Annotated in this window: 22 protein-coding genes, 1 tRNA gene, 1 pseudogene and 1 other annotated feature; of the genes and pseudogenes, 22 read left to right on the top strand and 2 right to left on the bottom strand. The window is 35.6% G+C overall.

From position 1 onward, the window contains the following. Positions 1-7 precede the first annotated feature (7 nt). From grdB to ahpC, 7 genes are all read left to right on the top strand, one after another. Positions 8-1,330, top strand: a complete 1,323-nt coding sequence (gene grdB / locus C7P63_RS00140) for a glycine reductase complex selenoprotein B (protein ID WP_125942140.1) — start codon at positions 8-10, stop codon at positions 1,328-1,330. 159 nt (positions 1,331-1,489) lie between these two features. Continuing rightward, positions 1,490-1,867 carry a DUF1149 family protein gene (locus tag C7P63_RS00145; RefSeq protein WP_125942141.1) on the top strand — a complete coding sequence of 126 codons (378 nt, stop codon included), beginning with the start codon at positions 1,490-1,492 and terminating at the stop codon, positions 1,865-1,867. A 48-nt stretch (positions 1,868-1,915) separates the two neighbouring features. After that, positions 1,916-4,087: a Tex family protein gene (locus tag C7P63_RS00150; protein WP_125942142.1), complete on the top strand. Its 2,172-nt coding sequence runs from the start codon at positions 1,916-1,918 to the stop codon at positions 4,085-4,087. 239 nt (positions 4,088-4,326) lie between these two features. Beyond that, positions 4,327-5,703, top strand: coding sequence for an aspartate ammonia-lyase (locus C7P63_RS00155; protein ID WP_125942143.1), 1,377 nt, complete (start codon positions 4,327-4,329; stop codon positions 5,701-5,703). 102 nt (positions 5,704-5,805) lie between these two features. Further along, a tRNA-Leu gene (locus C7P63_RS00160) sits at positions 5,806-5,889 on the top strand. A 138-nt stretch (positions 5,890-6,027) separates the two neighbouring features. Beyond that, positions 6,028-6,621, top strand: coding sequence for an SEC-C metal-binding domain-containing protein (locus C7P63_RS10300; RefSeq protein ID WP_207852896.1), 594 nt, complete (start codon positions 6,028-6,030; stop codon positions 6,619-6,621). Positions 6,622-6,719: 98 nt separating this feature from the next. Next, the gene (ahpC, locus tag C7P63_RS00170) at positions 6,720-7,286 is read left to right on the top strand and encodes an alkyl hydroperoxide reductase subunit C (RefSeq protein WP_125942144.1); all 567 of its coding nucleotides are present in this window, start codon (positions 6,720-6,722) and stop codon (positions 7,284-7,286) included. A 67-nt stretch (positions 7,287-7,353) separates the two neighbouring features. Here ahpC and C7P63_RS00175 read toward each other — a convergent pair whose 3' ends face one another. Next, entirely contained in the window at positions 7,354-8,331 is a 978-nt protein-coding gene (locus C7P63_RS00175) for an asparaginase (RefSeq protein WP_125942145.1), read from the bottom strand. A 139-nt stretch (positions 8,332-8,470) separates the two neighbouring features. Here C7P63_RS00175 and C7P63_RS00180 point away from each other — a divergent pair, with 139 nt between their 5' ends. The 12 genes and pseudogenes from C7P63_RS00180 (at position 8,471) to C7P63_RS00235 (ending at position 22,161) form a co-directional block, all read left to right on the top strand. Further along, positions 8,471-9,301 carry a DUF72 domain-containing protein gene (locus C7P63_RS00180; protein ID WP_165863730.1) on the top strand — a complete coding sequence of 277 codons (831 nt, stop codon included), beginning with the start codon at positions 8,471-8,473 and terminating at the stop codon, positions 9,299-9,301. A gap of 13 nt (positions 9,302-9,314) precedes the next feature. Then, a pseudogene (locus tag C7P63_RS00185) lies at positions 9,315-10,175 on the top strand (Cof-type HAD-IIB family hydrolase). A 205-nt stretch (positions 10,176-10,380) separates the two neighbouring features. Further along, positions 10,381-12,117, top strand: coding sequence for a septation ring formation regulator EzrA (locus C7P63_RS00190; protein WP_125942147.1), 1,737 nt, complete (start codon positions 10,381-10,383; stop codon positions 12,115-12,117). Between the two features lie 87 nt (positions 12,118-12,204). Next, on the top strand, positions 12,205-13,356 hold the full coding sequence (locus tag C7P63_RS00195; protein WP_125942148.1) for a cysteine desulfurase family protein: 1,152 nt from the start codon (positions 12,205-12,207) through the stop codon (positions 13,354-13,356). A 12-nt stretch (positions 13,357-13,368) separates the two neighbouring features. Next, positions 13,369-14,586: a tRNA uracil 4-sulfurtransferase ThiI gene (thiI, locus tag C7P63_RS00200; protein ID WP_125942149.1), complete on the top strand. Its 1,218-nt coding sequence runs from the start codon at positions 13,369-13,371 to the stop codon at positions 14,584-14,586. A gap of 141 nt (positions 14,587-14,727) precedes the next feature. Continuing rightward, a complete protein-coding gene (locus C7P63_RS00205) occupies positions 14,728-15,399 on the top strand; it encodes a redox-sensing transcriptional repressor Rex (protein ID WP_125942150.1) in 672 nt (223 codons plus the stop codon). 66 nt (positions 15,400-15,465) lie between these two features. Further along, positions 15,466-15,963, top strand: a complete 498-nt coding sequence (gene tpx / locus C7P63_RS00210) for a thiol peroxidase (RefSeq protein ID WP_125942151.1) — start codon at positions 15,466-15,468, stop codon at positions 15,961-15,963. A 34-nt stretch (positions 15,964-15,997) separates the two neighbouring features. Next, positions 15,998-16,215 (top strand) — a binding site (T-box leader). 178 nt (positions 16,216-16,393) lie between these two features. After that, positions 16,394-19,033 carry a valine--tRNA ligase gene (locus C7P63_RS00215; RefSeq protein WP_125942152.1) on the top strand — a complete coding sequence of 880 codons (2,640 nt, stop codon included), beginning with the start codon at positions 16,394-16,396 and terminating at the stop codon, positions 19,031-19,033. Between the two features lie 23 nt (positions 19,034-19,056). Then, entirely contained in the window at positions 19,057-20,346 is a 1,290-nt protein-coding gene (locus tag C7P63_RS00220; RefSeq protein ID WP_125942153.1) for a bifunctional folylpolyglutamate synthase/dihydrofolate synthase, read from the top strand. A 10-nt stretch (positions 20,347-20,356) separates the two neighbouring features. Beyond that, complete coding sequence (locus C7P63_RS00225; RefSeq protein WP_125942154.1) at positions 20,357-21,022, top strand: HAD family hydrolase; 666 nt, start codon at positions 20,357-20,359, stop codon at positions 21,020-21,022. 66 nt (positions 21,023-21,088) lie between these two features. Beyond that, on the top strand, positions 21,089-21,766 hold the full coding sequence (gene radC, locus C7P63_RS00230) for a RadC family protein (RefSeq protein ID WP_243640772.1): 678 nt from the start codon (positions 21,089-21,091) through the stop codon (positions 21,764-21,766). Positions 21,767-21,960: 194 nt separating this feature from the next. Next, on the top strand, positions 21,961-22,161 hold the full coding sequence (locus C7P63_RS00235; protein WP_125942156.1) for a cold-shock protein: 201 nt from the start codon (positions 21,961-21,963) through the stop codon (positions 22,159-22,161). A 97-nt stretch (positions 22,162-22,258) separates the two neighbouring features. On the opposite strand, the gene C7P63_RS00240 is transcribed toward C7P63_RS00235, so the two are convergent. Continuing rightward, positions 22,259-22,426 carry a DUF3042 family protein gene (locus C7P63_RS00240; RefSeq protein ID WP_125942157.1) on the bottom strand — a complete coding sequence of 56 codons (168 nt, stop codon included), beginning with the start codon at positions 22,424-22,426 and terminating at the stop codon, positions 22,259-22,261. A gap of 157 nt (positions 22,427-22,583) precedes the next feature. On the opposite strand from C7P63_RS00240, the gene miaA reads away from it, so the two are divergent. Genes miaA through C7P63_RS00255 form a run of 3 tightly spaced genes read left to right on the top strand, consistent with a single transcriptional unit; the run spans position 22,584 to position 26,020 of the window. Continuing rightward, positions 22,584-23,534, top strand: a complete 951-nt coding sequence (gene miaA / locus C7P63_RS00245; protein WP_243640773.1) for a tRNA (adenosine(37)-N6)-dimethylallyltransferase MiaA — start codon at positions 22,584-22,586, stop codon at positions 23,532-23,534. A gap of 1 nt (position 23,535) precedes the next feature. Next, positions 23,536-24,780, top strand: a complete 1,245-nt coding sequence (hflX, locus tag C7P63_RS00250) for a GTPase HflX (protein ID WP_125942159.1) — start codon at positions 23,536-23,538, stop codon at positions 24,778-24,780. Next, the gene (locus tag C7P63_RS00255; protein WP_125942160.1) at positions 24,767-26,020 is read left to right on the top strand and encodes a methionine gamma-lyase family protein; all 1,254 of its coding nucleotides are present in this window, start codon (positions 24,767-24,769) and stop codon (positions 26,018-26,020) included. Before hflX ends, C7P63_RS00255 begins: the two co-directional genes overlap by 14 nt. Positions 26,021-26,084: the final 64 nt, after the last annotated feature.

Genomic DNA, 26,084 nt, shown 5'->3' on the forward strand with positions numbered 1-26,084 from the left:
GTCAATAATGGCAACTTTTAAAGTAGTACATTATATTAACCAATTCTATGCTGGGATTGGTGGAGAAGAAAAAGCTGATACAAAACCATTCAAAGAAGCCAAAGTAATTGGACCAGGAATGGCTTTTAATAAAGCATTAGGAGAAGATGTTGAAATTGTTGGAACAGTAGTATGTGGTGATAGCTATTTCAACGAAAACATGGAAACTGTTCTTCCTGAAGTATTAGAGATGATCCGTTCATTTGAACCAGATTTAGTTATTGCAGGCCCAGCTTTTAACGCAGGTAGATATGGTATGGCTTGTGGAGCAGTGACTGCAGCGGTTATTAGAGAATTAGATATTCCAGCCGTAACAGGTATGTATGAAGAAAACCCTGGTTTAGATATTTATAAAAAAGATGCTTACATTGTACCAGTTGGTAACTCTGCAGCTACAATGCGTAAAGCAGTACCAGCGATGACTAAATTGATTACTAAGTTATTACATAATGAACCAGTTGATCCAGTAGTGGATGGCTATGTAGTTCGTCATCGTAAAAACTTTGTAGCAGAATTTAGAGGAGCAAGACGTGCAGCGGATATGTTAGTTAAAAAACTAAACAACGAAGCATTCCAAACAGAATATCCAATGCCAGAATTTGATAATGTTGATCCAAGTCCAGCTATTAAAGACTTGAGTCAAACGAAGATTGCCCTAGTAACATCTGGCGGAATTGTGCCAAAAGGCAACCCAGATCATATTGAATCAAGTAGTGCTTCTAAATATGGTAAGTACGACATTGATGGCATTGATACATTAGCTGGAACTAACTATCCTGATGCTAAAGCTTATTATGAAACTGCTCATGGTGGTTATGACCCAATGTATGCTAATCAAGATTCTAACCGTGTTTTACCAGTTGATGTTTTAAGAGATATGGAAGCATCTGGTAAAATTGGTGAATTACATCGTTACTTCTACAGTACAGTTGGTAACGGAACTTCTGTAGCTAATGCTAAAAAATATGCAGCAGCTATTGCTAAAGAGTTGATTGCAGACGGAGTACAAGCAGTTATTCTAACCTCCACCTGAGGAACCTGTACACGTTGCGGAGCAACAATGGTAAAAGAAATTGAAAAAACAGGTATTCCAGTAGTGCATATTTGTACAGTTGTACCAATTTCACTAACAGTAGGGGCAAACAGAATTGTACCGGCGGTAGCGATTCCTCACCCTCTTGGAAATCCTTCATTAAGTTTTGAAGATGAGAAAAAACTACGGGAACATATCGTTGAAAAAGCTTTAGAAGCTTTAACAACAGAAGTAGATTCTCAAACAGTATTTGAATAATTAATAAAAAGTTCTCAATAAGTTTATTGAGAACTTTTTTTATGTAGGAAACTTTATAAAATCATGACAAAACAAAAAATATAAGCTACAATTAATAAGTAGATAAAAATGAATAACATAACCAAAATTTGGTAAAAAATTAAAGGAGTGCTAATATTTATGAATATTATGCGTCAACAAGAAGTAGTAGAAGCTTTCCATTATGATATCAACAATCAATCTGATACAGAAACAGATATTCAAGTTGAAATTAATCCGTTTGATATGTCTAAAGAAGAAGAGTTTCCAAAAGAAAATTCATTAGTTGGTTTACGAGTGATTTATCAAATAGTGTTTGAAGAGTTTGTTTTAACAGGAGCTATTAGACAGTTAGTAACTGTTGTGGATAAAAATATCCAAGCTGCAGAAGACTTAAATAAAGAAGAAATTGATGAGCTAGTTCGTCCGTTATTTGCGATGATTGAACGCTTAACTTATGAAGTAACAGAAATTGCTTTGGATCAACCTGGAGTACAATTAAATTTTAATCAAGAGTAAAAAACAGCTTGTAGGCTGTTTTTTTCTTAGTTAAAGGAGTTTGTTTGCATGATTCAAGAGATTGTGGAGTTATTAAGTCAAGAGCTTAAAACCTACCAAAAGAAGCAAATTGAAACAGTATTACAATTATTAGGGGAAGGAAATACAGTCCCATTTATTGCAAGGTACCGGAAAGAACGAACAGGTAGTTTAGATGAAGTTCAAATTCGGGAAATAGAAGAAAGATACCACTATTTAGAAAACCTAGAGAAACGAAAAGAAGAAGTTATTCGGCTAATAGATGAGCAAGGAAAGTTAACTCCCTCACTCGCCTCTCAAATTAAAACAAGTACCCAACTACAACAAGTAGAAGATATTTATCGGCCTTATAAACAAAAACGTCGTACAAAAGCAACGATTGCCAAGGAAAAAGGGCTAGCTCCTCTAGTTGACTTACTTAAAACCTTTCCAGAAGAATCGCTATTTTATCAAGAAGCTAAGCAATACTTATCTAAAGAAAAAGAATTATTTACCTTAGAGGAAGTATTAGCAGGTGTTCATGAAATAGTGGCAGAAGAAATAGGAGATCATGCTAGTTACCGGTCATGGATTAGAGATTATACATTTAAAACAGGTCAAATAATGAGTCAGAAAAAAGAAAAAGCAGAAGATCCTACGAAAGTGTATGAAATGTATTATGACTATACAGAAGCTGTGAAAAAAATTGTAGCTCACCGAATCTTAGCAATGAACCGAGGAGAAAAAGAGAAGGTATTAAAAGTCACTTTAGAGGTTTCTCAGGTAGAGATTTTTAACTATTTAGCAGGCCAATTAATCCCTAAAGCTAACACCAATCACCCTTTAGCATCCTTAATCAGAACAGGGTATGAAGATAGCTATAAGCGATTTATTGCCCCAGCCATTGAGCGGGAAATTCGAAATAAACTAACAGAACAAGCTGAACAGCAAGCCATTCGTATTTTTGGAGAAAATTTAAGACACTTACTTCTTCAACCACCGTTAAAAGGAAAAGTTGTGTTAGGCTTTGATCCAGCTTACCGAACTGGTTGTAAATTAGCAGTCGTAGATGAAACTGGAAAATTAGAAGCTATTCAAGTTATTTATCCTCATCCACCGGCTAGTCAAGCAAAACAACAAGAAGCTAAGCAAGAATTTATTGATCTACTAGATAAGTATCAAGTGGAAATGATTGCGATTGGAAATGGAACAGCAAGCCGAGAATCTGAAACTTTTGTAGCTGAGCAACTTAAACAAATGGATCGACATATTTATTATGTGATTGTTAGTGAAGCAGGTGCCTCAGTTTATTCTGCTAGTGAGTTGGCCCGTAAAGAGTTTCCTAACTTACAAGTTGAAGAAAGAAGTGCTATCAGTATTGCTAGACGGTTACAAGATCCTTTAGCAGAATTGGTTAAAATTGATCCTAAATCAGTAGGAGTAGGTCAGTATCAGCATGACGTTTCTCAAAAGAAATTAACAGAAGAGCTAGATTTTGTGGTGGAAACAGCGGTTAACCAAGTGGGTGTAAATGTAAATACCGCTAGTCCGCAACTTCTTCAACATGTGTCTGGTTTAACTAAAACAACGGCTGAAAATATTGTGACTTACCGAGAAGAATGGGGATCCTTTACCAGTCGGACTCAATTGAAAAAAGTTCCTCGATTAGGTCCGAAGGCTTATGAACAGGCAGTTGGTTTTTTACGTATTTTTTCAGGAAAAGATTTATTTGATCAAACAGGGATTCACCCTGAAAGCTATCCCTATGCTCATCAGTTGCTTAAAGCGTTAAATTTAGATAAGCAACAATTAGGCACAGAAGAAGCCAAAATTAAGCTAGAAAACACTTCTTTAAAAGAGATGAGTCAAACATTAGAGATCGGCATGGAAACATTACAAGATATTGTGACTGGTTTGGTGAAGCCTGGCCGAGATTTACGTGATGAAATGCCTGCTCCGTTACTTAGAACAGATGTGCTTAAAATGAGCGATTTAAAGGTTGGTATGAAACTAGAAGGAACAGTTCGAAATGTAGTGGACTTTGGAGCCTTTGTAGATATTGGTGTGAAACAAGATGGCTTAGTTCATATTTCCAAATTAAAAGCAGGCTTTGTGAAGCATCCGACTGATGTAGTATCAGTCGGAGACATTGTGACTGTTTGGATTGAAGCAGTAGATGAAATTAAAAACCGGATTAGTTTAACGATGCTTTCTAAAGATTAGCTGTCCGTAAAAAGAGAGTAAATAAAGTTAGCTGACTTATTTACTCTCTTTTTTAGCTAACCTATTACTTTTCTGAAGAATTCTTTAAATAATGACAAGAGTTTTCTAAAAAGTTCATTAAATGAAATGAAAAAACTCCCATATTTATGATAGCGCTTTATTTATTGGTTATACTGAGTGTGTTCATTAGTTTTACTGATTATAAATAGAGATAACACTCAATTAGGAGGCCCAATAAAATGGTAGATTGCGAATATAGACAGGAAGCAGATAGTGTTGGAAGTTTAAGAGTACCAAAAGAAGCGTATTATGGTGTTAATGCAAAGCGTGCTTATCAAAATTTTCAGATTACAGGAACACGTTTAGATCCGTTATTTATTGATAGTTTAGTGGAAGTGAAAAAAGCAACTGCTTTAGCTAATATGCAATTAGGAGAGCTAGAACAAAAAGTTGGGGAAGCGATTGTCACTGCCTGTGATGAAATGCTAGACGGCCAACATCTAGATGCGGTCATTGTTGATCCAATCCAAGGCGGAGCTGGAACAAGTAGTAACATGAATATTAATGAAATATTAGCTAACCGAGCAATTGAATTATTAGGCGGGGAAAAAGGACAATATGAATTAGTAAGTCCAACGGATCATGTTAACCGGGGTCAGTCTACAAATGATGTATTCCCAACTGCTGGAAAAATTACTTTCTTGAAAAAAGCTACATCTTTATTGGAAGTATTAGAACGATTAGAAAAAGTTTTCCAAGAGAAAGCAGAAAAATTTGCTACGATTAAAAAAATGGGCCGTACTCAATTAAGTGATGCAGTGCCAATTACAGTAGGTCGTGAGTTTGGCGCTTATGCTTCTGTTACTCGTCGTAACATTGACCGATTAACTCATGTAATGAAAGAAATCGAAGTGATCAACTTAGGTGGTACAGCGATTGGGACAGGAATTTCTGCTCATCCTGATTTATCTAAGACGGTTGAAAAATATTTGAATTTAGAAACAGAGTTGGATTTACGAATTGCTGATGATTTAGTAGATGGGACACAAAATATTGATTCCTTTGCAATGTTAGCAGATTGTCTTAAAACAATTGGCATTAGCACATCAAAAATTGCCAATGACATTCGTTTACTATCATCTGGTCCAAGAACAGGTTTTGGAGAATTAATCATTCCAGCTAAACAAAATGGTTCTTCTATTATGCCTGGTAAAATCAACCCAGTTATTCCAGAAGTGGTGAATCAAAGTGCCTTTTTAGTTGCAGGCAATAGTGTAACAGTTTCTATGGCTGTAGAATCTGGCCAGTTAGAATTAAACGCATTTGAACCCGTGATATTCTACTGCATGATTCAATCCTTTAATGCACTAGAAAAAGCTTTTAGCACATTCATTGATAACTGCTTAATTGACATTCAAGTGAATGAAAAACGTTGTGAAGAATTATTAGAAAGTAGTACTTATTTAACAACTGGTTTGGCTAAAACAATTGGTTATGAAAAAGCAGCAAAAATTGCTAAACAAAGTCTAGCTGATGGCCGTAGTGTAAGAGAAATTGCGATTGAACAAGGAATTTCTGAAGATTTAATTAACGAGTTAGCAGGCAGTATTATTTAATAGCGATTTAACCTATCAGAAAAGAGACTAAGAGTTGTGGCTTGGTCTCTTTTTTTCTTGCTATTTTAGTTAAGATTCGTTATTCTTATTGCAGTATCCTTAGCGGTTGTGGCGGAACGGCAGACGCACTACCTTGAGGGGGTAGCGAAGAAATTCTTCGTGTGAGTTCAAATCTCATCAACCGCATTAGTTATTTTTATTCAGTCAAACCGGTCTAAATTATCGATTATTTGAAAAAATTTGAATGCTGTATAAAAATCCGTTATAATAAATAGGCTAAGTTCGTAGAGATTTAGAGATCGTTAGATATATGGAGGGTGTTTTATGACTCAGAAAGAAGTTTCTGTAAAAAAATTAGACAATATACAAGAACAAACAACAGAGTGGTTAGAAGGTTTTATGGAAAGTGTTCATTATAAAGCTTTACCTACAACTGTTGAAAGTCAAGTTTCAACTATTGTGATGAACTATGCAACATGGATGTACAAAGAAGAAGAACGAGGAGCACGTAAATGGACTGCTACCGCAACTGAAAACATTTTAACTAAAGTGTTTCCACGGGAATTGTCTAATTTTAAAGAACTAGAAGGGGCTATTGTGCCAGTTTTAACTGCTTTTTTCAACTTTTTAGAAGAAAATAGCAAAATTAGTAATAGCCAAACTTTAATTCGCAAATTAGAAAAATTACCATTAGAATCAAAAGAAATCGTGGTTCAAACTAGTCCTAAAAAAGCTACTGAAACATCAAAAGCAGATTATTCTCAAGAAGAAATTCGTCAGTTTAATCGGTTTAGTATGGGACAAGTTGCTACATCAAATGTAACATCAGATCCAGTTATGCCTAACCGTAAAATTGGTCGAAATGAACCATGTCCATGTGGCAGTGGTAAAAAATATAAAAAATGTCACGGAAGATAGGAAGCAATTCCTATCTTTTTTTTACGAACTTTTTTTGACAGCTTGTGAATAGTTTGTTATTATTATCATATAAGATTTAATAAAAAGGAGTGTTATACATGAATAATTTAATCAATACGGAGCTGTTTGAATTTGAAACAGAGGCTTATCGTCAAGGAGAATTTTTAACTGTTTCAAATCAAGATGTTTTAGGTAAATGGAGTATCTTCTTCTTTTATCCAGCTGATTTTTCATTTGTTTGTCCAACTGAATTAAGTGAGTTACAAAAACATTATGAAGAATTACAAAACATTGGCTGTGAAGTTTATTCAGTATCAACAGACACACACTTTGTTCATAAAGCGTGGGCCGACGCAACTGATACCATTGGTCAAATTAAATACACAATGTTAGGCGATCCAACAGGTCAACTTTCTAAATTTTTCGGCGTATATGATGAAAATTCTGGTCAAGCTTTTAGAGGCTCATTTGTAGTTAGTCCTGAAGGTGTCATTAAAGCCTATGAAATTCATGATATGGGAATTGGTCGAAATGCTGCTGAGTTAGTTCGTAAAGTAGAAGCAGCTCAATTTGTTGAAAAATACGGAGATCAAGTATGTCCAGCTAACTGGCATCCAGGTGAAAAAACATTAAAACCTGGTATTGACTTAGTTGGTAAAATTTAAGTTCATTGGTGCCAATAACGAAAAAAACAGTGATGTTGTTAACAACATCACTGTTTTTTGTATGGATTTAACCTTGTTCGGTCATAAATGTTTTAAATTCTTCTGGAGTTAAATCAGCATTTAACGCAATTAATAACTTCATTCTAGCTTTTTGACTGTTTAGTCCGTTACAAAAGATAACTCCCATATCCTCTAGTTGTTTACCGCCACCTTCATAGCTGTAAACACCTTCTGCTACTCCGTTAAAACAACGAGATACCAGAATTACTGGAATGTTAGAGTCTAACATTTGTTGAATAGAAGGTAAAGTTTGGGGAGGCAAGTTGCCAGCTCCAAAAGCTTCAATTACAATCCCATCGATTTCATTAGGAGTTAGAACAGATAAAACACCTGACTCCATTCCAGCATAGGACTTAACAATAGGGATACGTCCTTCAACTGAATGAATATCTAAATTATGACTGCTAACTAATTGCTGATAAAACATGACACCATGTTTATTAACTAAGCCAATAGGGCCAAAGGTTGGTGTTCTGAAAGTAGCAACATTGGTAGTGTGAGTTTTCGTCACATATCTAGCTGTGTGAATTTCATCATTCATCACTACTAAGGTTCCTTTTCCAATCGACTCTTGACTAGCAGCTACTCGAATAGCGGTTTGATAGTTATAAGGTCCATCTGATCCGACTTCGTTACTAGAACGCATAGCTCCTGTGACCACAATCGGAAGTAAGTTGCCAATGGTCATATCTAAGAAATATGCTGTTTCTTCTAAGGTATCAGTTCCGTGGGTGATAACGACACCATCAATTTTTTCGTCATGAAAACCGCGCTCAATGCGTTCTTTAAGTTGAAGCATGTGAGTGGGAGTAATATGGGGAGAAGGAAGATTAAAGAAATCCTCGACTTGTAAAGAAACCTCTTTACTTAAGTGAAGAGGCAAACCTAATAGTGGATTATGTTGATCTGTAGAGACACCGCCTGTTTCACTATCTTCGACCATAGCGATTGTTCCGCCAGTGTGTAAAACCAATATTTTTTTCATATTTTCCCTACTTTCTGACTATTGTCAAAGCGTTTAACTGAATAATTCTGCTATTATTATAACAAAACCAACTTTTAGTTGCTTGTTTTTGCTAATAAAATGTTGATTGTGTAAGATATAAATGAGAGGAGGAATTGGTTTGATTAAAATTGGATTAACAACTTGGTCTGAGCATGACTATTTATTAAAAAAGCCAAAACCAACTTTGGCAGAGTACGCTTCTAAATTGCCTGTAGTAGAATTAGATACATCATTTTATGCCATTCCTACTCAGCAATCTGTTTTGAAATGGGTGTTAGAGACACCCCCAAATTTTCGTTTTATTGTAAAAGCTCATCAAACAATGACGTTACATAAGCCTTGGCAAGATTATTTTTCTAGTCAACAAGAAGCTTTTACCACACTTATTAATAGCTTACAGCCTATGATTAAAGCTCAGCGTTTAGCGGCTATTTTATTCCAGTTTCCCCCAAATTTTGTCTGTGAGACTCAGTTTGTCAGATATTTAAGAATGATTCGGCAGTGGATGGGAGATTTACCTGTAGCCATTGAATTTCGCCACGATAGTTGGTTTTTAAAACAGTACTTACCAGAAACCATTGCTTTGATGAAACAGTATCAGTTTACGTTAGTGATTGTAGATCAACCAAAAGTTCCTCACAGTGCTCCTTTTTATCCTGTTACTACGAACTCTGCCTTTCAGTTAGTTAGACTACATGGCAGAAATCATGATGGATGGCTAAAAAAAGGCGAAGATTGGCGCTCTTACCGGACTCTTTATGATTATTCTGACCGAGAGTTGAGTGAGTTAGCTCAGGTGGTGGAGGAGATAAGTTCTTTCAGCCAAGATACCTATGTGATTTTTAACAACAATGCAGGTGGAGATGCAGCCAAAAATGCTTTAAGTTTACAAAATAAGTTACAAATCAAGTATCAAGGGTTAAATCCAGAACAAATACAATTATTTTAAGGAGATGTATCAGATGTCTGTTCAAGCTGTGTTTTTTGATATAGATGGCACGTTGGTAACTGATCAAGCAAAATCTTTAGATACGACCAGATATGCGATTAAGGCTTTACAAGCTCAAGGAATTTTATGTGGGATTGCCACTGGTCGTAGTCCTTACCGGCTAGATCAGCAAATCGATTCTTTAAAACTAGATGTTTATGTTACTTATAATGGTCAATATGTTTACACAGGTGCTGGGGAAGTTTTGTATTAACAGCCTTTTGATAAGAATACGGTTTTACAAATTGCTAAATTTGCTGATGAAAATAAGCGTCAATTGCTGTTTGGAACTGAAGAGGCGTTAATTGGTAGCAGGTTAATGATGGTAGGACAACATCCCTTAGCTAAACGAATTCAGTCTGTGCTACCTAAAGGCTCAGGGGTGAATTACTTTAAACAAGCGATCCAAGCATTACCTAAAAAGCAAAAAAAGGCTCGTTACCAGGAATTAGTTAATACGCCAGAACGAATTTATCAATGTACGATGATTAGTCCTGAAAAGGAAACTAAGGAGTTAGAACGTATTTTCCCTCAATGTAGCTTTACTCGGTCTAATCCTTTTACAGTGGATATGATTCCAAAAGGTGGCTCTAAATTAATTGGGATAGAACAAGTAGTTAATCAGGTTAGTATTCCACTCAATCAGGTGATGGCTTTTGGTGATAGCGGGAATGATGTAGAGATGATTCAATCAGTGGGTTACGGAGTAGTAATGGGGAACGGGACGACTGAAGCTAAACAAGTAGCCGATTATGTGACGAAAGGACACGATGAAGACGGGATTTATGAGGCACTTTGTCACTATCAGTTAATCTTTCCTTACAGGGTGAAATAAAGAGGAAAGTTTCATAAATGGATTGAGAATTTAATCAAAGAATGGTACTATATTAGTGGTTCTTAGTCAGTGAGTACTGAAGCCTGTTTGCAGGCTTTTTTTTATTTAAAAAGGTTAATGTAGGAAATAACAAGCTGTGTTATAATGAAGATTAGCCTATAAAAATAAATGAAACTTATATAAAAAAGACAACGGGGGAAGATTCATGCAATCAAATACAATTTTATGGATATTTTTAGCAATTATTGTCGTAGCCGCTATTCTATATTTAGTTGCAACTATTATGAAGAAAAAAAATAACGACAAGTTAAGTGAGTTGGAGAAACGCAAAATTGCTCTATTTGATTTACCCGTCATTGAAGAAGTTGATGAAATAAAGAAAATGCATTTAGTTGGCCAAAGTCAAAATACCTTTCGGGAATGGAATCAAAAATGGACGGAATTATCCACTGATTCTTTTGCAGAATTAGAAAGTCGTATTTTTGAAGTGGAAAACTTAAATGAAACGTTTCGTTTTTTTAAAGTGAACAATGCAGTGGAAGAAGCTTATGCCACTATGGATGAGATGGAAACCGAAGTAGAAAAAATTAGAGCTGGCTTAAAAGAATTACGGGAAAGCGAAGAAAGAAACTCATTAGCTGTACAAGAGTCTTTAGATCGTTACGAAGAGATTGCTCATATGGTTAAAGAGCATCCAGATAAATTTGGTCCATCTATCCGTGAGTTAAACAAACGAGTGAAAAAAGTGGAAGATGAATTTACTCAATTTGTGGCTTTAAATACCGCAGGCGATCCAATGGAAGCTCGAACTATTTTAGATAAAGCTGAGGCTAGCACGAAAGAATTAGAAGAAACCATTCAAGCGATTCCTCATTTATTTGAAGACTTAAATCAAGTGTTCCCAGATCAATTAAAAGAAATTAGACAAGGTTACGATACCTTATTAAAACAATCATATAATTTCCCAGATCAATCTATTCCAACTGATATTGAAAAAGTTCAAGATAAATTGAAAAAAGCACTCGCTTATTTAGAAAAATGTGAAGTAGAAGCAGTTACAGAAGAAAATGACTTGTTAGCTAACTTAATTGATTCTTTATATGGCCGTATGGAAAAAGAAATTCAAGGAAAAGCTTATGTGACTGAAAATATGAAAGTCATTCAAGATTATATTCAACATGTAAGACGAAATAATCGTCAATTAATGATTGAAATTGATCATATTTCCCAAAGCTATGCTCTAAATAGAAATGAATTAGGTTTATCTAGAGGATTCCAAACTCAGTTAGAAGAACTAGAAAAAGAAGTGTTGAAAACTGAAGAGAAAGTGAATAAGCATGAAACCATTTATAGCCGAGTAGAAAGCTTCTTAAAAAATTGTTTTGATATTTTAAAAGAAATTGAAAATCAACAAATTCAAATGAGTGATTTTTTAAATCATCTAAGAACTGGAGAAAAATTAGCTCAAGAAAAAATTGATAACTTTGATTTTGAACTACGAAATATGAAGCGTTATGTGGATAAACAACGATTACCTGGAATTCCAGCTGATTATTTAGAATTTTTCTTTGTGGCAACTCGCCGAGTAGAAGATTTGTCAAAAGAGTTAAACCGCATTAGAATTGATATGGATCAAATTAATCAATTGGTTAGTTATTGTGAAGAAGATATTGATATTTTAGAGCAAAAAACCAATGAATTAGTAGATAGTGCAGCGTTAACTGAGCAAATGTTACAATATGCTAACCGTTACCGTCATAGCCATCAAGAAATTGAAGAAGCAATCAATCAAAGCTTGTATCTATTTTCTAAAGAATACCGCTATAAAGATGCATTAGATGAAATTGGGGCAACGTTAGAAAAGGTAGAACCAGGTGCATTTAAACGAATTGAAGCTTTTTATATGAATCATAAAGAAAATTTAACCAATTATAAACAGTAAGCCTCGGCTTACTGTTTTTGTTTGATTGAAATTATTAGATAATCAGCCTATAATAAATAAGAATTTGCGTAAAGAGGGAGAGTTAATATGATATATTTTGATAATAGTGCAACAACGGCTATTCATCCATTAGTTTTAGATACATATGTCCAAACTAGTCGACGTATTTTAGGAAATCCGTCTAGTTTACATCATTTAGGATCTCAAGCAACTAGACTGTTAAATCAATCACGACAACAGATTGCAGATTTGTTAGGGGTATCTTCTGAAGAAATTTATTTTACTAGTGGGGGAACTGAAGGCAATAATTGGGTAATTAAAGGAACTGCTCTTGAGAAAAAAGGTTTTGGCAAACATTTAATTATTTCTAGCATTGAACATGCCGCAGTATATAAAGCCGCTTATCAGTTAGAAAGTCTAGGATTTGAAGTTAGTGTTGCCCCAGTTGATAGTCAAGGGTTTATTGATGTAGAGGCATTGTCTCAGTTAATTCGTCCAGATACTATTTTAGTTTCTACTATGGTGGTTAATAATGAGGTAGGAAGTATTCAGCCTATTAAAGAGATTGGAGAGCTACTAAAAGCTTATCCTACCATTCATTATCATGTAGATGCTGTTCAAGCTCTTGGAAAATTACCTATTAGTAGTTGGTTAGTGGACCGAGTAGATTTTGCAACATTTTCTTCCCATAAATTTCATGGCCCTAAAGGCACTGGTTTTATTTTTTGGCGAAAAGGTCGTAAAATTCAGCCTTTACTAAATGGTGGGGGACAAGAAAGTGGTCAACGAAGTGGCACAGAAAATGTTCCTGGAGTGGTTGCAACAGCTAGAGCGACTCGGTTACAGTTAGAAGAAGTGGCAGAGAAAATAGCTAGACAAAGTCAAATTCAGGCTTATTTAATTGACGCATTAAGCCAGTATGAGCGAGTTGTTTTATTTTCTAAAGCAAGTGCTAACTATGCACCTCACATTATATGTTTTGGTATTAAAGGGATTAAGGGGGAAGTTTTAGTTCATGCTCTTGAGGAAAAAGAAGTCATCATCTCTACCACTAGTGCTTGCTCTAGTCGGAGTCATCAAGAAGGTGGCACCTTAAAAGCAATGGGAGTGCCAACTGAATTAGGTACAAGTGCAGTCAGAGCAAGTCTTAACAGTCAGACAACTATGGCAGAAGCTGAGCAGTTCATGATTACTTTTAACCATGTTTATCAAAAATTTCAACAATTGTTTATCGATTAGAAAGGAAACTTTATGCAATATACAGAAATTATGGTTCGTTACGGCGAACTATCAACTAAAGGGAAAAATCGCCGAGTATTTATTAACATGTTAGCAGCAAATGTACGCAAAGCGCTACATGAATATCCAAATCTTAAAATTCATGCAGACCGAGACCGGATGCATTTACTATTAAACGGCGAAGATAGTCAAGAGATCATTCCTAAATTAAGTCACGTATTTGGAATTCAAAATTTTTCACCAGCTATTCGAGTAGAAAAAGATATGGCCATTATTTATCAAACAGCTTGTGAGCTAGTCGCAAGTGTTTATGAACCAGGAAAAACATTTAAAGTGAATGCTAGACGTTCAGACCATGATTTTCCTCTAGATACTAATAGTTTAAACCGAGAAATAGGTCATGTTGTCCTAGAGGCTTTTCCTGAATTAGTCGTTCAAATGAAGCAACCGGATATTATCTTACGTGTAGAAATTCGTAATAACGGGGCTTATTTATCTTGTGAAACGATTAAAGGAGCAGGTGGTTTACCAGTTGGTTCTTCAGGTCGTGGTATGTTGATGTTATCAGGTGGCATCGATTCACCAGTTGCTGGTTACTTAGCAATGAAACGTGGAGTGGAAATAGAAGCCGTTCATTTTGCTAGTCCACCTTATACTAGTGAAAAAGCCTTACAGAAAGCTAAAGATCTAACAGTGAAGTTAGTTCCTTATGTTGGAAGCATTCAATTTATGGAAGTGCCCTTTACTGAAATTCAAGAAGAAATTAAAAAGCATGTTCCTTCTGGTTACTTGATGACGATTACTCGGCGAATGATGTTGAGAATTACCGATGAAATTAGAGAACAACGTAAAGGGTTAGCTATTATTAACGGAGAATCTTTAGGCCAGGTTGCCTCTCAGACACTGCAAAGTATGATTGCAATAAATGATGTGACCCACACTCCTATTATTCGGCCAGTAGTCACTATGGATAAAAACGAAATCATTGAATTAGCTGAAAAAATTGATACCTTTGATTTAGCTATTCAACCTTTTGAAGATTGCTGTACTATTTTTGCTCCACCTCAACCTAAAACTAAGCCTAAATTAGATAAAGCTCGTGAATATGAACAACGATTAGATGTCGAGGGGTTGGTTCGTAGAGCAATCAGTGGTATAAAAGTGACAGAAATTCGTTCCGGTCAACGCTATTTAGACGGAGATGCTGAGGAATTTAGTGATTTATTATAAAAGTGTGAAAAGAAGTGGGGAAACCACTTCTTTTTTTGTTATTAACCTTATTTGAAATAAATAATTTTCACGAAGTTGATTGAAATAGCTAAAGGGGCATGGTACACTCAAGATGTGAATATTTTAACAAGAGGTGTAATTATGAAAACAGAAGAGGAAATCAAGATTCCGAACGCAACGGCAAAAAGAATTCCGCTCTATTATCGATATTTAAAGACATTACAAGAATCAGGAGTTGAACGGATTAAATCCAAAGAGTTTAGTCAATTAATTCAAGTGCCATCAGCAACCATTCGTCGTGATTTTTCCCATTTTGGTGAATTAGGTCGGAGTGGTTATGGTTATGATGTTAGTTATTTAATTGAAGTGTTTAGCAATATTTTAAATACTAAAGTAGAGAAAAGAATTGCGTTAGTAGGAGCAGGAAATCTTGGCAAAGCATTACTGAACAATAATTTTAGACGAAATGAAAATTTGAACATCGTGTGTGCCTTTGATGCAAATCCAGAGATGATCGGTCAAAAAATTAACGGGGTTACTGTACGGCCAATGTCTGACATGAAAGAGCTTGTTCGTAAAGAGGGGATTACCACAGCTATTTCAACAGTGCCAAGTAGTCACTCTCAAGAAGTCGTTGATCAAATTGTGGATAGTGGTATTACCGCTATTTTGAATTTTGCCCCAGGTAGAGTGAAAGTTCCAGAACAAGTGAAAATTCAGTATATTGATTTAACTACGGAATTACAAACATTGATTTACATGGATGAAAATTTTACTTCTAGAAAACATTTTAATTTTAGTAATCAAGACTGAGCCAGTTAATTGTCATCTACTCCTTTCTCTTTTATACTAGAGATATAAAAGAAAGGACGTGGCAACATGGAAGTGACATTAAAAGGCAGCCCATTAACCGTTGAAGGAAAACAACCAACAGTTGGTATGATGGCACCTATTTTTACTTTAAAAAATTTACAAGATAAGTCAGTTAGTTTAGAAAGTTTATTAGGTCAACCAGTTATTTTGTCAGTGGTACCAGATATTGACACACGTATTTGTCAACTGCAAACGAAACGATTTAATCAAGAAGCAGGGGCCATGCATGATATTTCTTTTGCAACTATTTCTAACAATACTAAAGAACAACAAGCAAATTGGTGTGCAGCAGAAGGTGTAGATATGGAAATGCTGCATGATCCAGATAATCAATTTGGAAAAGCTTATGGTCTTTATATCCCTGAAGCGAATATTTTAGCACGTGCTATTTTTGTTTTAAATAAAACAGGAGAAGTCGTTTACGAAGAAATCGTGTCAGAAATTGCTCAAGAACCTGATTATAACCAAGCACTGACAGTTGCTAAGGAGCTTTTATTGGATTAATATTGACGGATGTTAAGAATCCATGTAAAATGTGTACAAGACGTTGACCAAGAGGAGTAGTTTTTGCCCCACTTTACAGAGAAAAAATCATGTGCTGAAAGATTTTTATGTGGCCTAAAATGAAGGTAGCTTGGTAGTTGGATATGTGAAGGTAATTAAAGTAATATATCCCGGCAGGTGGCCGTTATAGCACGCTAGAGTGGTAGAGTTTCTCTACAAATTAGGTGGTACCGCGAGTATTTCGTCCTAAGGCATGTTTGCCTTAGGGCTTTTTTTTAGCTTTAAATCAAGTTAAATTAACCGTTAGAACAGCGGAGATGGCTTAAAAATAAGCGTAAGAACGAAATCCTCTTGGTTTATTTTTAAGAATGTTTGGTAGGCCAAGTTAGGCCAAACAAACAGTTCAACCTAATAAGAAAGGAAAGATACAATGGAAAACGAAAAAAATTTAGCGACAAAATATCAACCATTAGAAGTTGAACAAGGCCGCTATCAAAAATGGGTGGATGATCAACGTTTTGCTCCAAGTGGGGACCCAGAAGCTAAACCTTATTCAATTGTTATCCCGCCTCCAAATGTAACAGGTAAACTGCATTTAGGACATGCTTGGGATACAACGTTACAAGATATTATTATCAGACAAAAAAGAATGCAAGGGTATGACACTTTATGGCTACCAGGTATGGACCATGCAGGGATTGCTACTCAAGCAAAAGTAGAAGCTAAATTAGCTGAAGAAGGTGTTTCTCGCTACGATTTAGGCAGAGAAAAATTTATCGATAAAACATGGGAATGGAAAGAGGAGTATGCTGGCCATATCCGTGAACAATGGGCTAAATTAGGTATTTCTGTTGACTATAGCCGGGAACGTTTTACTTTAGATGATGGGTTATCTGATGCGGTTCGAAAAGTGTTTGTCGCACTTTATGAAAAAGGGTTAATTTACCGAGGGGAATACATCATTAACTGGGATCCAAAAGCTAAAACAGCTTTGTCTGATATTGAAGTTATTCACAAAGATGTTGAAGGTGCTTTTTATCATATGCGTTATCCATTGGCAGATGGAAGTGGCTATGTAGAAATTGCGACTACTCGACCAGAAACTATGTTAGGTGATACAGCAGTAGCAGTGCATCCAGATGATGAGCGTTATCAAAACCTGATTGGGAAAAAAGTGGTGCTACCTTTAGTAGAAAAAGAAATTCCTATTGTGGCAGATCATTATGTGGACCAAGAATTTGGAACAGGTGTTGTAAAAATTACTCCAGCTCATGACCCTAATGACTTTGAGGTAGGTAATCGTCACAATTTACCACGAGTAAATGTGATGGATGCTACAGGAAAAATGAATGAACTAGCAGGTAAATATGCTGGAATGGATCGTTTTGTTGCTAGAAAAGCCATTGTTAAAGATTTAGAAGAAGCAGGCTATTTAGTAAAAATTGATAAAATGGTCCACAGTGTAGGACACTCTGAACGAACTGGTGTAGTAGTTGAACCAAGACTTTCTACTCAGTGGTTTGTGAAAATGGCTCCTTTAGCTAAACAAGCTATTGATAATCAAAAGACAGATCAGTCAGTTACTTTTTATCCAGAGCGGTTTAACCAAACCTTCTTAACTTGGATGGAAAATGTTCATGACTGGGTTATTTCTCGTCAATTATGGTGGGGGCATCAAATTCCTGCTTGGTACCATAAAGAAACAGGAGAAATGTATGTAGGGATGGAAGCTCCTAGTGATAGTGAAAATTGGGAACAAGATCCTGATGTGTTAGATACTTGGTTTAGTTCAGCGTTATGGCCGTTTTCAACTATGGGATGGCCAGATACAGAAGCTGAGGATTACAAACGTTATTTCCCAACTTCCACTTTAGTAACAGGCTATGACATTATTTTCTTCTGGGTAAGTCGAATGATTTTCCAAAGTTTAGAGTTTACAGAAGAACGTCCATTTGAAAATGTCTTAATTCACGGTTTGATTCGTGATGAACAAGGCCGAAAAATGAGTAAGTCATTAGGTAACGGGATTGATCCAATGGAAGTGATTGAACAATACGGAGCAGATGCTTTGCGTTGGTTCTTATCTACAGGCTCATCTCCTGGTCAAGATGTACGTTTTAGTTATGACAAAATGGATGCTGCTTGGAATTTCATCAATAAAATTTGGAATGCTAGTCGATTTGTTTTAATGAATATTGAAGGCTTTACATATGAAGATATCTCTCTAGAAGGACATAAAACTGTGGCAGATCGTTGGATTTTAACACGTTTAAATGAAACGATTGAAAGAGTGACTGACTTATCTGAAAAATTTGAATTCGGTGAAATGGGCCGTTACTTATATAATTTTATTTGGGATGATTTCTGTGATTGGTATATTGAGATGAGTAAAGAAATTCTTTACGGCGAAGACGAACAACAAAAACAGATGACCAGAAGTATTTTGGTGTATGTGTTAGATAGTAGTTTACGCTTACTTCATCCAATTATGCCTTTTGTGACAGAAGCTATTTGGGAAAAAATACCACATACAGGGGACTCAATTGTTGTGGCTAGTTATCCAGTGGTTAATAGTCAATATACAGATGAAAAATCTGCTCGTGGTATGGAAGTGTTAATGGAATTAATTCGTTCTGTTCGAAATATTCGAGCTGAAGTGAATACCCCTCTTTCTAAACCAATTACGTTACTGATTAAAACTAAAGATCAAACAGTTGAAGATTTCTTAAAAGAAAACACTGCTTATGTTGAACGTTTCTGTAATCCAGAAACTCTGGTCATTAGACAACAAGTGGAAGCACCAGAATTATCTATGAGTGCAGTTATAACAGGGGCAGAAATCTTTTTACCACTAGAAGATTTGATTAATCTGGAAGAAGAAATTGCTCGTTTAGAAAAAGAATTAGAAAAATGGACCCAAGAAGTAGAACGGGTTCAAAAGAAACTAGCTAACGAACGATTTGTAGCTAATGCTCCTGATGCAGTGGTTGAAGGAGAAAGAGCGAAAGAAACAGATTATCTAGAAAAACAACAAGCTGTTAAAGAACGAATTGCTACCTTAAAAAAATAAGACGAAATACTGGAGATGTGAAGATGGAACTGCAAGAAGCTTTAGAATGGATTCATAGTCGTTTACCTTTAGGATCAAGACCTGGTCTAATTAGAATTAATGCTTTACTTGATGCTGTGGATAATCCACAGAAAAAGATCAAAACAGTTCATATTGGAGGAACTAATGGAAAAGGTTCTACCGTTACGTTTTTACGTTGTTTGTTAGAGGAAAAAGGTTATACTGTGGGAACATTTACTTCCCCATTTATTGAAGTATTCAATGAAAGAATTAGTATTAACGGTGAGCCCATTCCTAATGAAGATTTAGTTCAGTTAGTAGAATTATTCCAACCTATTGTAGAAAAACTGGATCAGGATGAAGAGTTAAAAGGGGCGACGGAATTTGAAATCATCACTGCGATGATGTTCCACTACTTCTATGAAAAACAAGTGGATTTAGCTATTGTAGAAGTGGGATTAGGGGGAACTTATGACTGTACTAATGTGATTACTCCACTGGTTACAGGGATTGTGACAATTGGTTTAGATCATATGGACATTTTAGGGGATACTATTGAAAAAATTGCGGCTCAAAAAGCTGGGATTATTAAACCAAATCGCCCAGTTGTAGTAGGGAAGCTTTCTAAAGAAGCTTTAGGTGTTATTGAGTCAAAAGCGGTAGAAACAGATAGTCCTATTTACCGGTACAATCAAGAGTATCAAGTGAGTTATAAAGGGTTTGATGACTCAAGTATTGAAGAAGTCTTTACCTTTAAAAATGACACAGTAGAGTGGAGTGATTTACGCATTCCTTTAACTGGTCGTCACCAAGTAGATAATGCTAGTGTGGCTCTTCAGTTGTATTTGGCTCTAGCAGATGAATTAGGCTATACTTTCTCTAAAGATAGTGTTCAAGCTAGCTTTAAACAAGCAAGATGGGCAGGCCGCATGGAATGGATGCAAAAAAATCCTCCAATTATCGTAGACGGAGCTCATAATGAACCGGCTGTTCAAGTTTTAGTAGATAACTTAACGAAGGAATATCATCCAAAACGCTTGTTCACTATTTTTTCAGCTATTAACACAAAAGATATTTCTCATATGTTACATTTACTTGAAACAGTGCCTAATCAACATTTGTATGTGACTACCTTTGAGTATCCTAAAGCTCTTTCCTTTAAAGAATATCAACAATTTGGGATTACCGAAGATAACTTTTTACCTGATTGGAAAAAAGGAATTGATCAAATAAAAGCTGAGATGACAGAAGATGATTTACTAATCATCACTGGTTCTCTTTACTTTATCTCACAAGTACGTCATTATTTTTAGGAGGAATTGAATGAAAACCATTCAAGGGGTTATTTTTGACATGGATGGCTTACTAGTAGATACAGAAAAACTGTACTATAAAGCCAATCATATCGCAGCTAAGTCTTATGGAATAGACTATACACAAGATTACTACATGAAATTAGTTGGCATTAGTGATGCGGATACCTTTTTAATTTATCAACAAGATTTTCCTCATTTAAGCAAAGAGGAACTGGAAGAGTTTGTTCAACTAGGCTATAAAGAAGTGGAAAAATTATTTGAAGCGGGAGAAGCTAAGTTAAAACCAGGAGCCTTAGAGTTGTTGACCTGTTTAAAGGCTGAAAAAATCCCCATGGTGGTAGCCTCTAGCAATTTAAGAAGATACATTGATTTATTACTAGAAACTAATCAGATTGCTCATTTTTTTGCAGATATTGTGTCTGGAGAAGATGTGAAACGTGCTAAACCAGATCCAGAAATTGTTAATCAAGCAGTGGCCAAATTAGCAGTCCCTGCTGCCAATATTCTGATGTTAGAAGATTCTAAAAATGGTGTTTTAGCAGCTAATCAGGCAGGGGTTCCTGTGATTATGGTGCCAGACTTAATAGCACCAACAAAAGAGTTAAAAGAACAAGTTTTGGGAGTTTTTGAAAGTTTAACTGATGTGAAAAATTATCTAGTTAGTTATCGATAAAAAAATGAAAACACCTTTTTTTCTCAAATCTATCATTAGATACTGGAGAAAGAGAGGTGTTTTTTGGTGGGACAAAATATTCCAGACTATTTATTGCTTCCAAGAGAACGGTTAAAAATATATGGTGAAAAACAATTGAGTAATCAAGAGCTATTAGCTATATTATTAAGAACAGGAACAAAGCAGCACTCAGTTTTAGAGGTGTCAAAAAAAGTGTTTGAAAGCTTTAACCAATTGTCAGATTTAAAGGAAGCAAGTTTAGAAGAGTTAGCACAAATTAAAGGGATTGGTCCAATAAAAGCCATTGAAATTAAAGCAGTCCTAGAGTTAGGAGCTAGATTGAACCAAGGGAAACCAATGAAATTAGGGCGAGTTTATTCTAGTCAACAAATAGGAGATTTATTAGTAGCTGAATTAAATGGGTTATATCAAGAACATTTGCTTGTATTATATTTAAATACTAAAAATCATATTATCAAAAAAGAAACTATTTTTATTGGCGGTTTAAATCAAAGTATTGCTCATCCAAGAGAAATTTTTCGGGTAGCTGTTCGCTGTTCAGCAGCTAAAATTATCTTGGCTCACAATCACCCTTCAGGAGATCCCTACCCTTCAAAACAAGACATAGACTTTACCGAACGTTTAGGTCAATGCGGGGAGTTATTGAATATTCCATTGATTGATCATTTTGTGATTGGGGAAGAGTCTTATATTAGTTTTAAAGAGGAAGGTCTGTTGTTTTAAATACTTTTATTCTTAAATAATGAAAACGATATACTTGCATTTATCTAGGGAATAAGGTACAATTATATTGTAATTTTGTTAGGTAACTAAATAGAAGTTGTGTAAGATATTGTTATTCTTGAAACACCTCTATCGTACCATTAGCAAGGATTACAATATATATAAGTGCTTTTAGCACGAGGAGGAACAGTTTCATGGAACAAGGAACAGTTAAATGGTTTAACGCAGAAAAAGGTTTTGGATTTATCCAACGCGAAAACGGAGATGACGTATTTGTGCATTTCTCAGCTATCCAAGGCGAAGGTTTCAAAACATTAGAAGAAGGTCAATCAGTATCTTTCGATATCGAAGAAACAGATCGTGGACCTCAAGCTGCAAATGTAACTAAAAACTAATTGATACAAATCAATTCTGGCAATACTCTGGTCAAGGGTGTTGCCTTTTTTATATGATAAAACTGAAAAAATCTCCCAATTTGGGAGATTTTTTCAGTTATCTTGCTCGGCTTTTACGCATAGCTTTTTTACGGTTATCTTCAATTTGTTGTTCTTTTTCTTCAATTGGTTCAACAATTGTTTTTTTAACTCCGTAAATAGCACCTGCAATTGTTGCTACAGTCATAGCTGTACCTGTAATGAAGCCTGACATAAATTTTTTCATGATTCATCACCTTTTCCTTTTTCTCTATTATCCACTATATTAGTAAAAAAATCTAGTGTTATCCTTTCTTTATATCTACCTTTCTTTCATAAGGAAAACATGTTATAAAGAAAGAGAGTTGAAATTATAGGAAAGACTACATTTAGGAGTGTCGTATTTGAGAGAAAAAGTATTAGTCATTGTAGGACCAACCGCTGTTGGTAAAACGAGTTTAAGTATTGAGTTAGCACAATTGTTCCAAGGAGAAATTATTAGTGGAGATTCTTTACAAGTTTATGAAGACTTGAATATCGGAACAGCTAAAGTAACAGAAGAAGAACAACAAGGTGTGCCTCATTTTTTAATTGATGTGAGAAAAAAAGAAGAAAATTATTCTGCCTATGATTTTCAGCAAACAGGTCGTCAGTTGATTCATGATATAAAAGAAAGAGGGCATTTACCGATTGTGGTGGGAGGAACAGGTTTATACATCCAATCTTTATTGTATCCCTTTGACTTAGGGGGGACCCCTTCTTTAGAAGCAGAAGAATTAAGAGAAGAGTTAGAATTGTTCGAAAAAGAACAGGGAAAAGAAGCTTTATGGCAACGATTAAAAGAGGTAGATGAGTTAGCTAGTGCTAACATTCATCCTAATAATGTGAAACGGGTGATAAGAGCTATTCAAGTGAAAACATTGACAGGTAATAGTCTACTAAATCAAACAGGCCCAGATATTCGCCAGCTAAGTGAGGCCTTGTATGATGTTAAATTAATTGGTTTAACAACTGACAGAGAGGTTTTATATCAAAGAATTAATGAGCGAGTAGATATAATGATGACTGAAGGCTTATTAGAAGAAGCCAAGTTATTGAAAAACACCCGTGATTATCAAAGTGCACAGGGGATTGGCTATAAAGAATTTTTCCCTTATTTTGATGGACAGATTAGTTTAGAAGAAGCCATTCAACAGGTGAAACAAAATTCGAGACGATATGCTAAACGTCAGTTAACTTGGTTTCGTAATCGAATGACAGTGGAGTGGTGGGATATTCTTAGTTCAGACGAACAACGTCAAGCGTTAGTTGAGTCTGTTGCAACGTGGTTAGACATACCAGAAAGTAGGAAATAATATGACAGAAAAAGTAATTATCGTGGGTGTAGAGACTCAAGAAAATAGTCACACTTTTTGGGAATCGATGAAAGAGTTAGAAAATTTAACAGAAACAGCTCAAGGGGAAGTTGTTTATCAGTTGACACAAAAAAGAGACCGAGTAGACCGACAAACCATTATCGGAAAAGGTAAAATGGGAGACTTGGTTCAATTAGTCGAGGCTTATGAAGCAGACTTAGTAGTGTTTAATCAAGAATTAACTCCTAGACAAAATCAGCTGATTACCGATGCAGTAGGGGTAAGGGTTGTAGATAGAGTTCAGCTAATTTTAGATATATTTGCTTTAAGGGCTCGTTCTAAAGAGGGAAAACTACAAGTGGAATTAGCTCAGTTGTCTTATTTATTGCCTCGTTTAGTCGGAAAAGGTATTAGCCTATCTCGTTTAGGTGGTGGGATTGGAACTCGGGGACCAGGGGAAACTAAGTTAGAAACTGACCGGCGTCATATCCGAAATAAAATGACTAAAATAAAAAGAGAATTAAAAGAAATCAGTGCCCACCGAGAAAGAAGTCGTAAAAAACGTAAGGACTCTAATGTTTTTCAAATTGGTCTAATTGGGTACACTAATGCTGGTAAATCAACACTATTAAATCAGCTAACTGGCGCAAGTGCATATTCGAAAGATGAATTGTTTGCCACTTTAGATCCTTTAACTAAAAAGTGGTTGTTTCAGTCTGGTTTTGAAACTACTATAACGGATACTGTTGGGTTTATTCAAGACTTGCCTACACAGCTAATCGAAGCCTTTCACTCCACTCTTGAAGAAAGTCAAGAGATGGATTTACTTCTTCACGTAGTAGATGCTAGTTCCTTTAACCGAGGAGTAGAAGAAAGAACGGTTGTGGAGTTATTATCTGAATTAGAAATGGCTAGTATTCCTGTTTTAACGGTGTATAATAAAATGGATAAGGTGGATTCCGATGCCTTTATTCCGACATTATTTCCTCATTGTGCCGTGTCTGCTTTAGCGGATCAAGCAAAAGAAGTAGTCGAAGCAGAAGTTTTAAAGGTGTTAAAACAAAGCTTTATTCCCTATCAACTGTCATTACCTGCAGAAGAAGGCTATCAACTGACTCAGCTAATGGCTGATACCATTGTGGAAAAACAAGCATTCAATGAAGAAACTAGTCGGTATGAAGTGACCGGATATGCCCCTGAACATTCAAAATGGTTAAGAGAGGAAGAATTAAATGAATTGGACTGACTCACTACATCCTGATTTAGTGGAAAAAATAGAAAAGGTAGATCAACAAATTGCCCCTGCTTGTCAAAAAGCACAGCAAGTTGCTCTTTATAATCAAAAGAAAGTATTAGATGCTTTTCGGGCTCATCATTTGTCTGACAGTCATTTTGCTATGTCTACAGGTTATGGCTATGATGATTTAGGACGAGATGTCTTAGAAGAAATTTATGCAGAAGTATTTGGCACAGAAGACGCATTAGTTCGTCCGCAAATTATTTCTGGAACCCATGCGATTACGACTGCATTAATGGGAGTGTTACTTCCTGGAGATGAATTAATTTATATAACAGGAACTCCTTATGACACACTGTTAGAAGTAATTGGGATCGCCGGAGAAGGCATTGGTTCTATGAAGGAACAACAAATTGCTTATAACGAAGTAGCCCTAACTAAAGAAGGACAAGTAGACTTTGAAGGAATTAAAGCAAAAGTAACGGATAAAACTAAAGTGATTGCAATTCAGCGGTCAAGAGGTTATGATCAACGTCCTTCTTATACAGTTGCGGAAATTGAAAAAATGATTCAGTTTGTTAAAAGCAATTGGCCTGAAATTATTATATTTGTTGATAACTGTTACGGAGAATTTGCAGAAGAGCTAGAGCCAACCAATGTAGGTGCGGATTTAATGGCAGGTTCTCTGATAAAAAATCCAGGAGGCGGTATTGTTAAAACAGGAGGCTACATTGTGGGCCGAGCAGATTTGGTTAAACGATGTGCTTACCGGTTAACAACACCTGGTGTAGGAAAAGAAGGGGGAGCGATGCTTTATAGTACGCATGAGATGCTTCAAGGCTTCTTTTTAGCCCCTCATGCTGTTAGCCAAGCGATTCAAGGAGCTATTTTTACAGCAGCTCTATTAGAAAGCTTTGAGATTGAATCGACTCCTAAATGGAATGATCCTCGTACTGATCTAATTCAAATGGTGGAGTTAAGAGATAAAGAAGCGATGATTAAATTCTGTCAAGCCATTCAACGATTTTCACCAGTAGATGCTCACGTATCTCCTATTCCATCTCCTATGCCAGGTTATGAAGATGAAGTGATTATGGCAGCAGGTACCTTTATTCAAGGAGCCAGTTTAGAATTAACATCAGATGGTCCAATTAGACCTCCATATATTCTTTACGTTCAAGGTGGATTAACCTATGAACATGTGAAAATTGCTGTATCATATGCTGTTAATGAAGTTTTTTGTCAATAAAATATAGGTAAACACGAAAGAGCTTAAATTTTTAAGCTCTTTTTTTGCTCTTTTAAAATAAAAA

Source organism: Vagococcus humatus (genome assembly GCF_003950325.1).
Classification (GTDB): domain Bacteria; phylum Bacillota; class Bacilli; order Lactobacillales; family Vagococcaceae; genus Vagococcus_C; species Vagococcus_C humatus.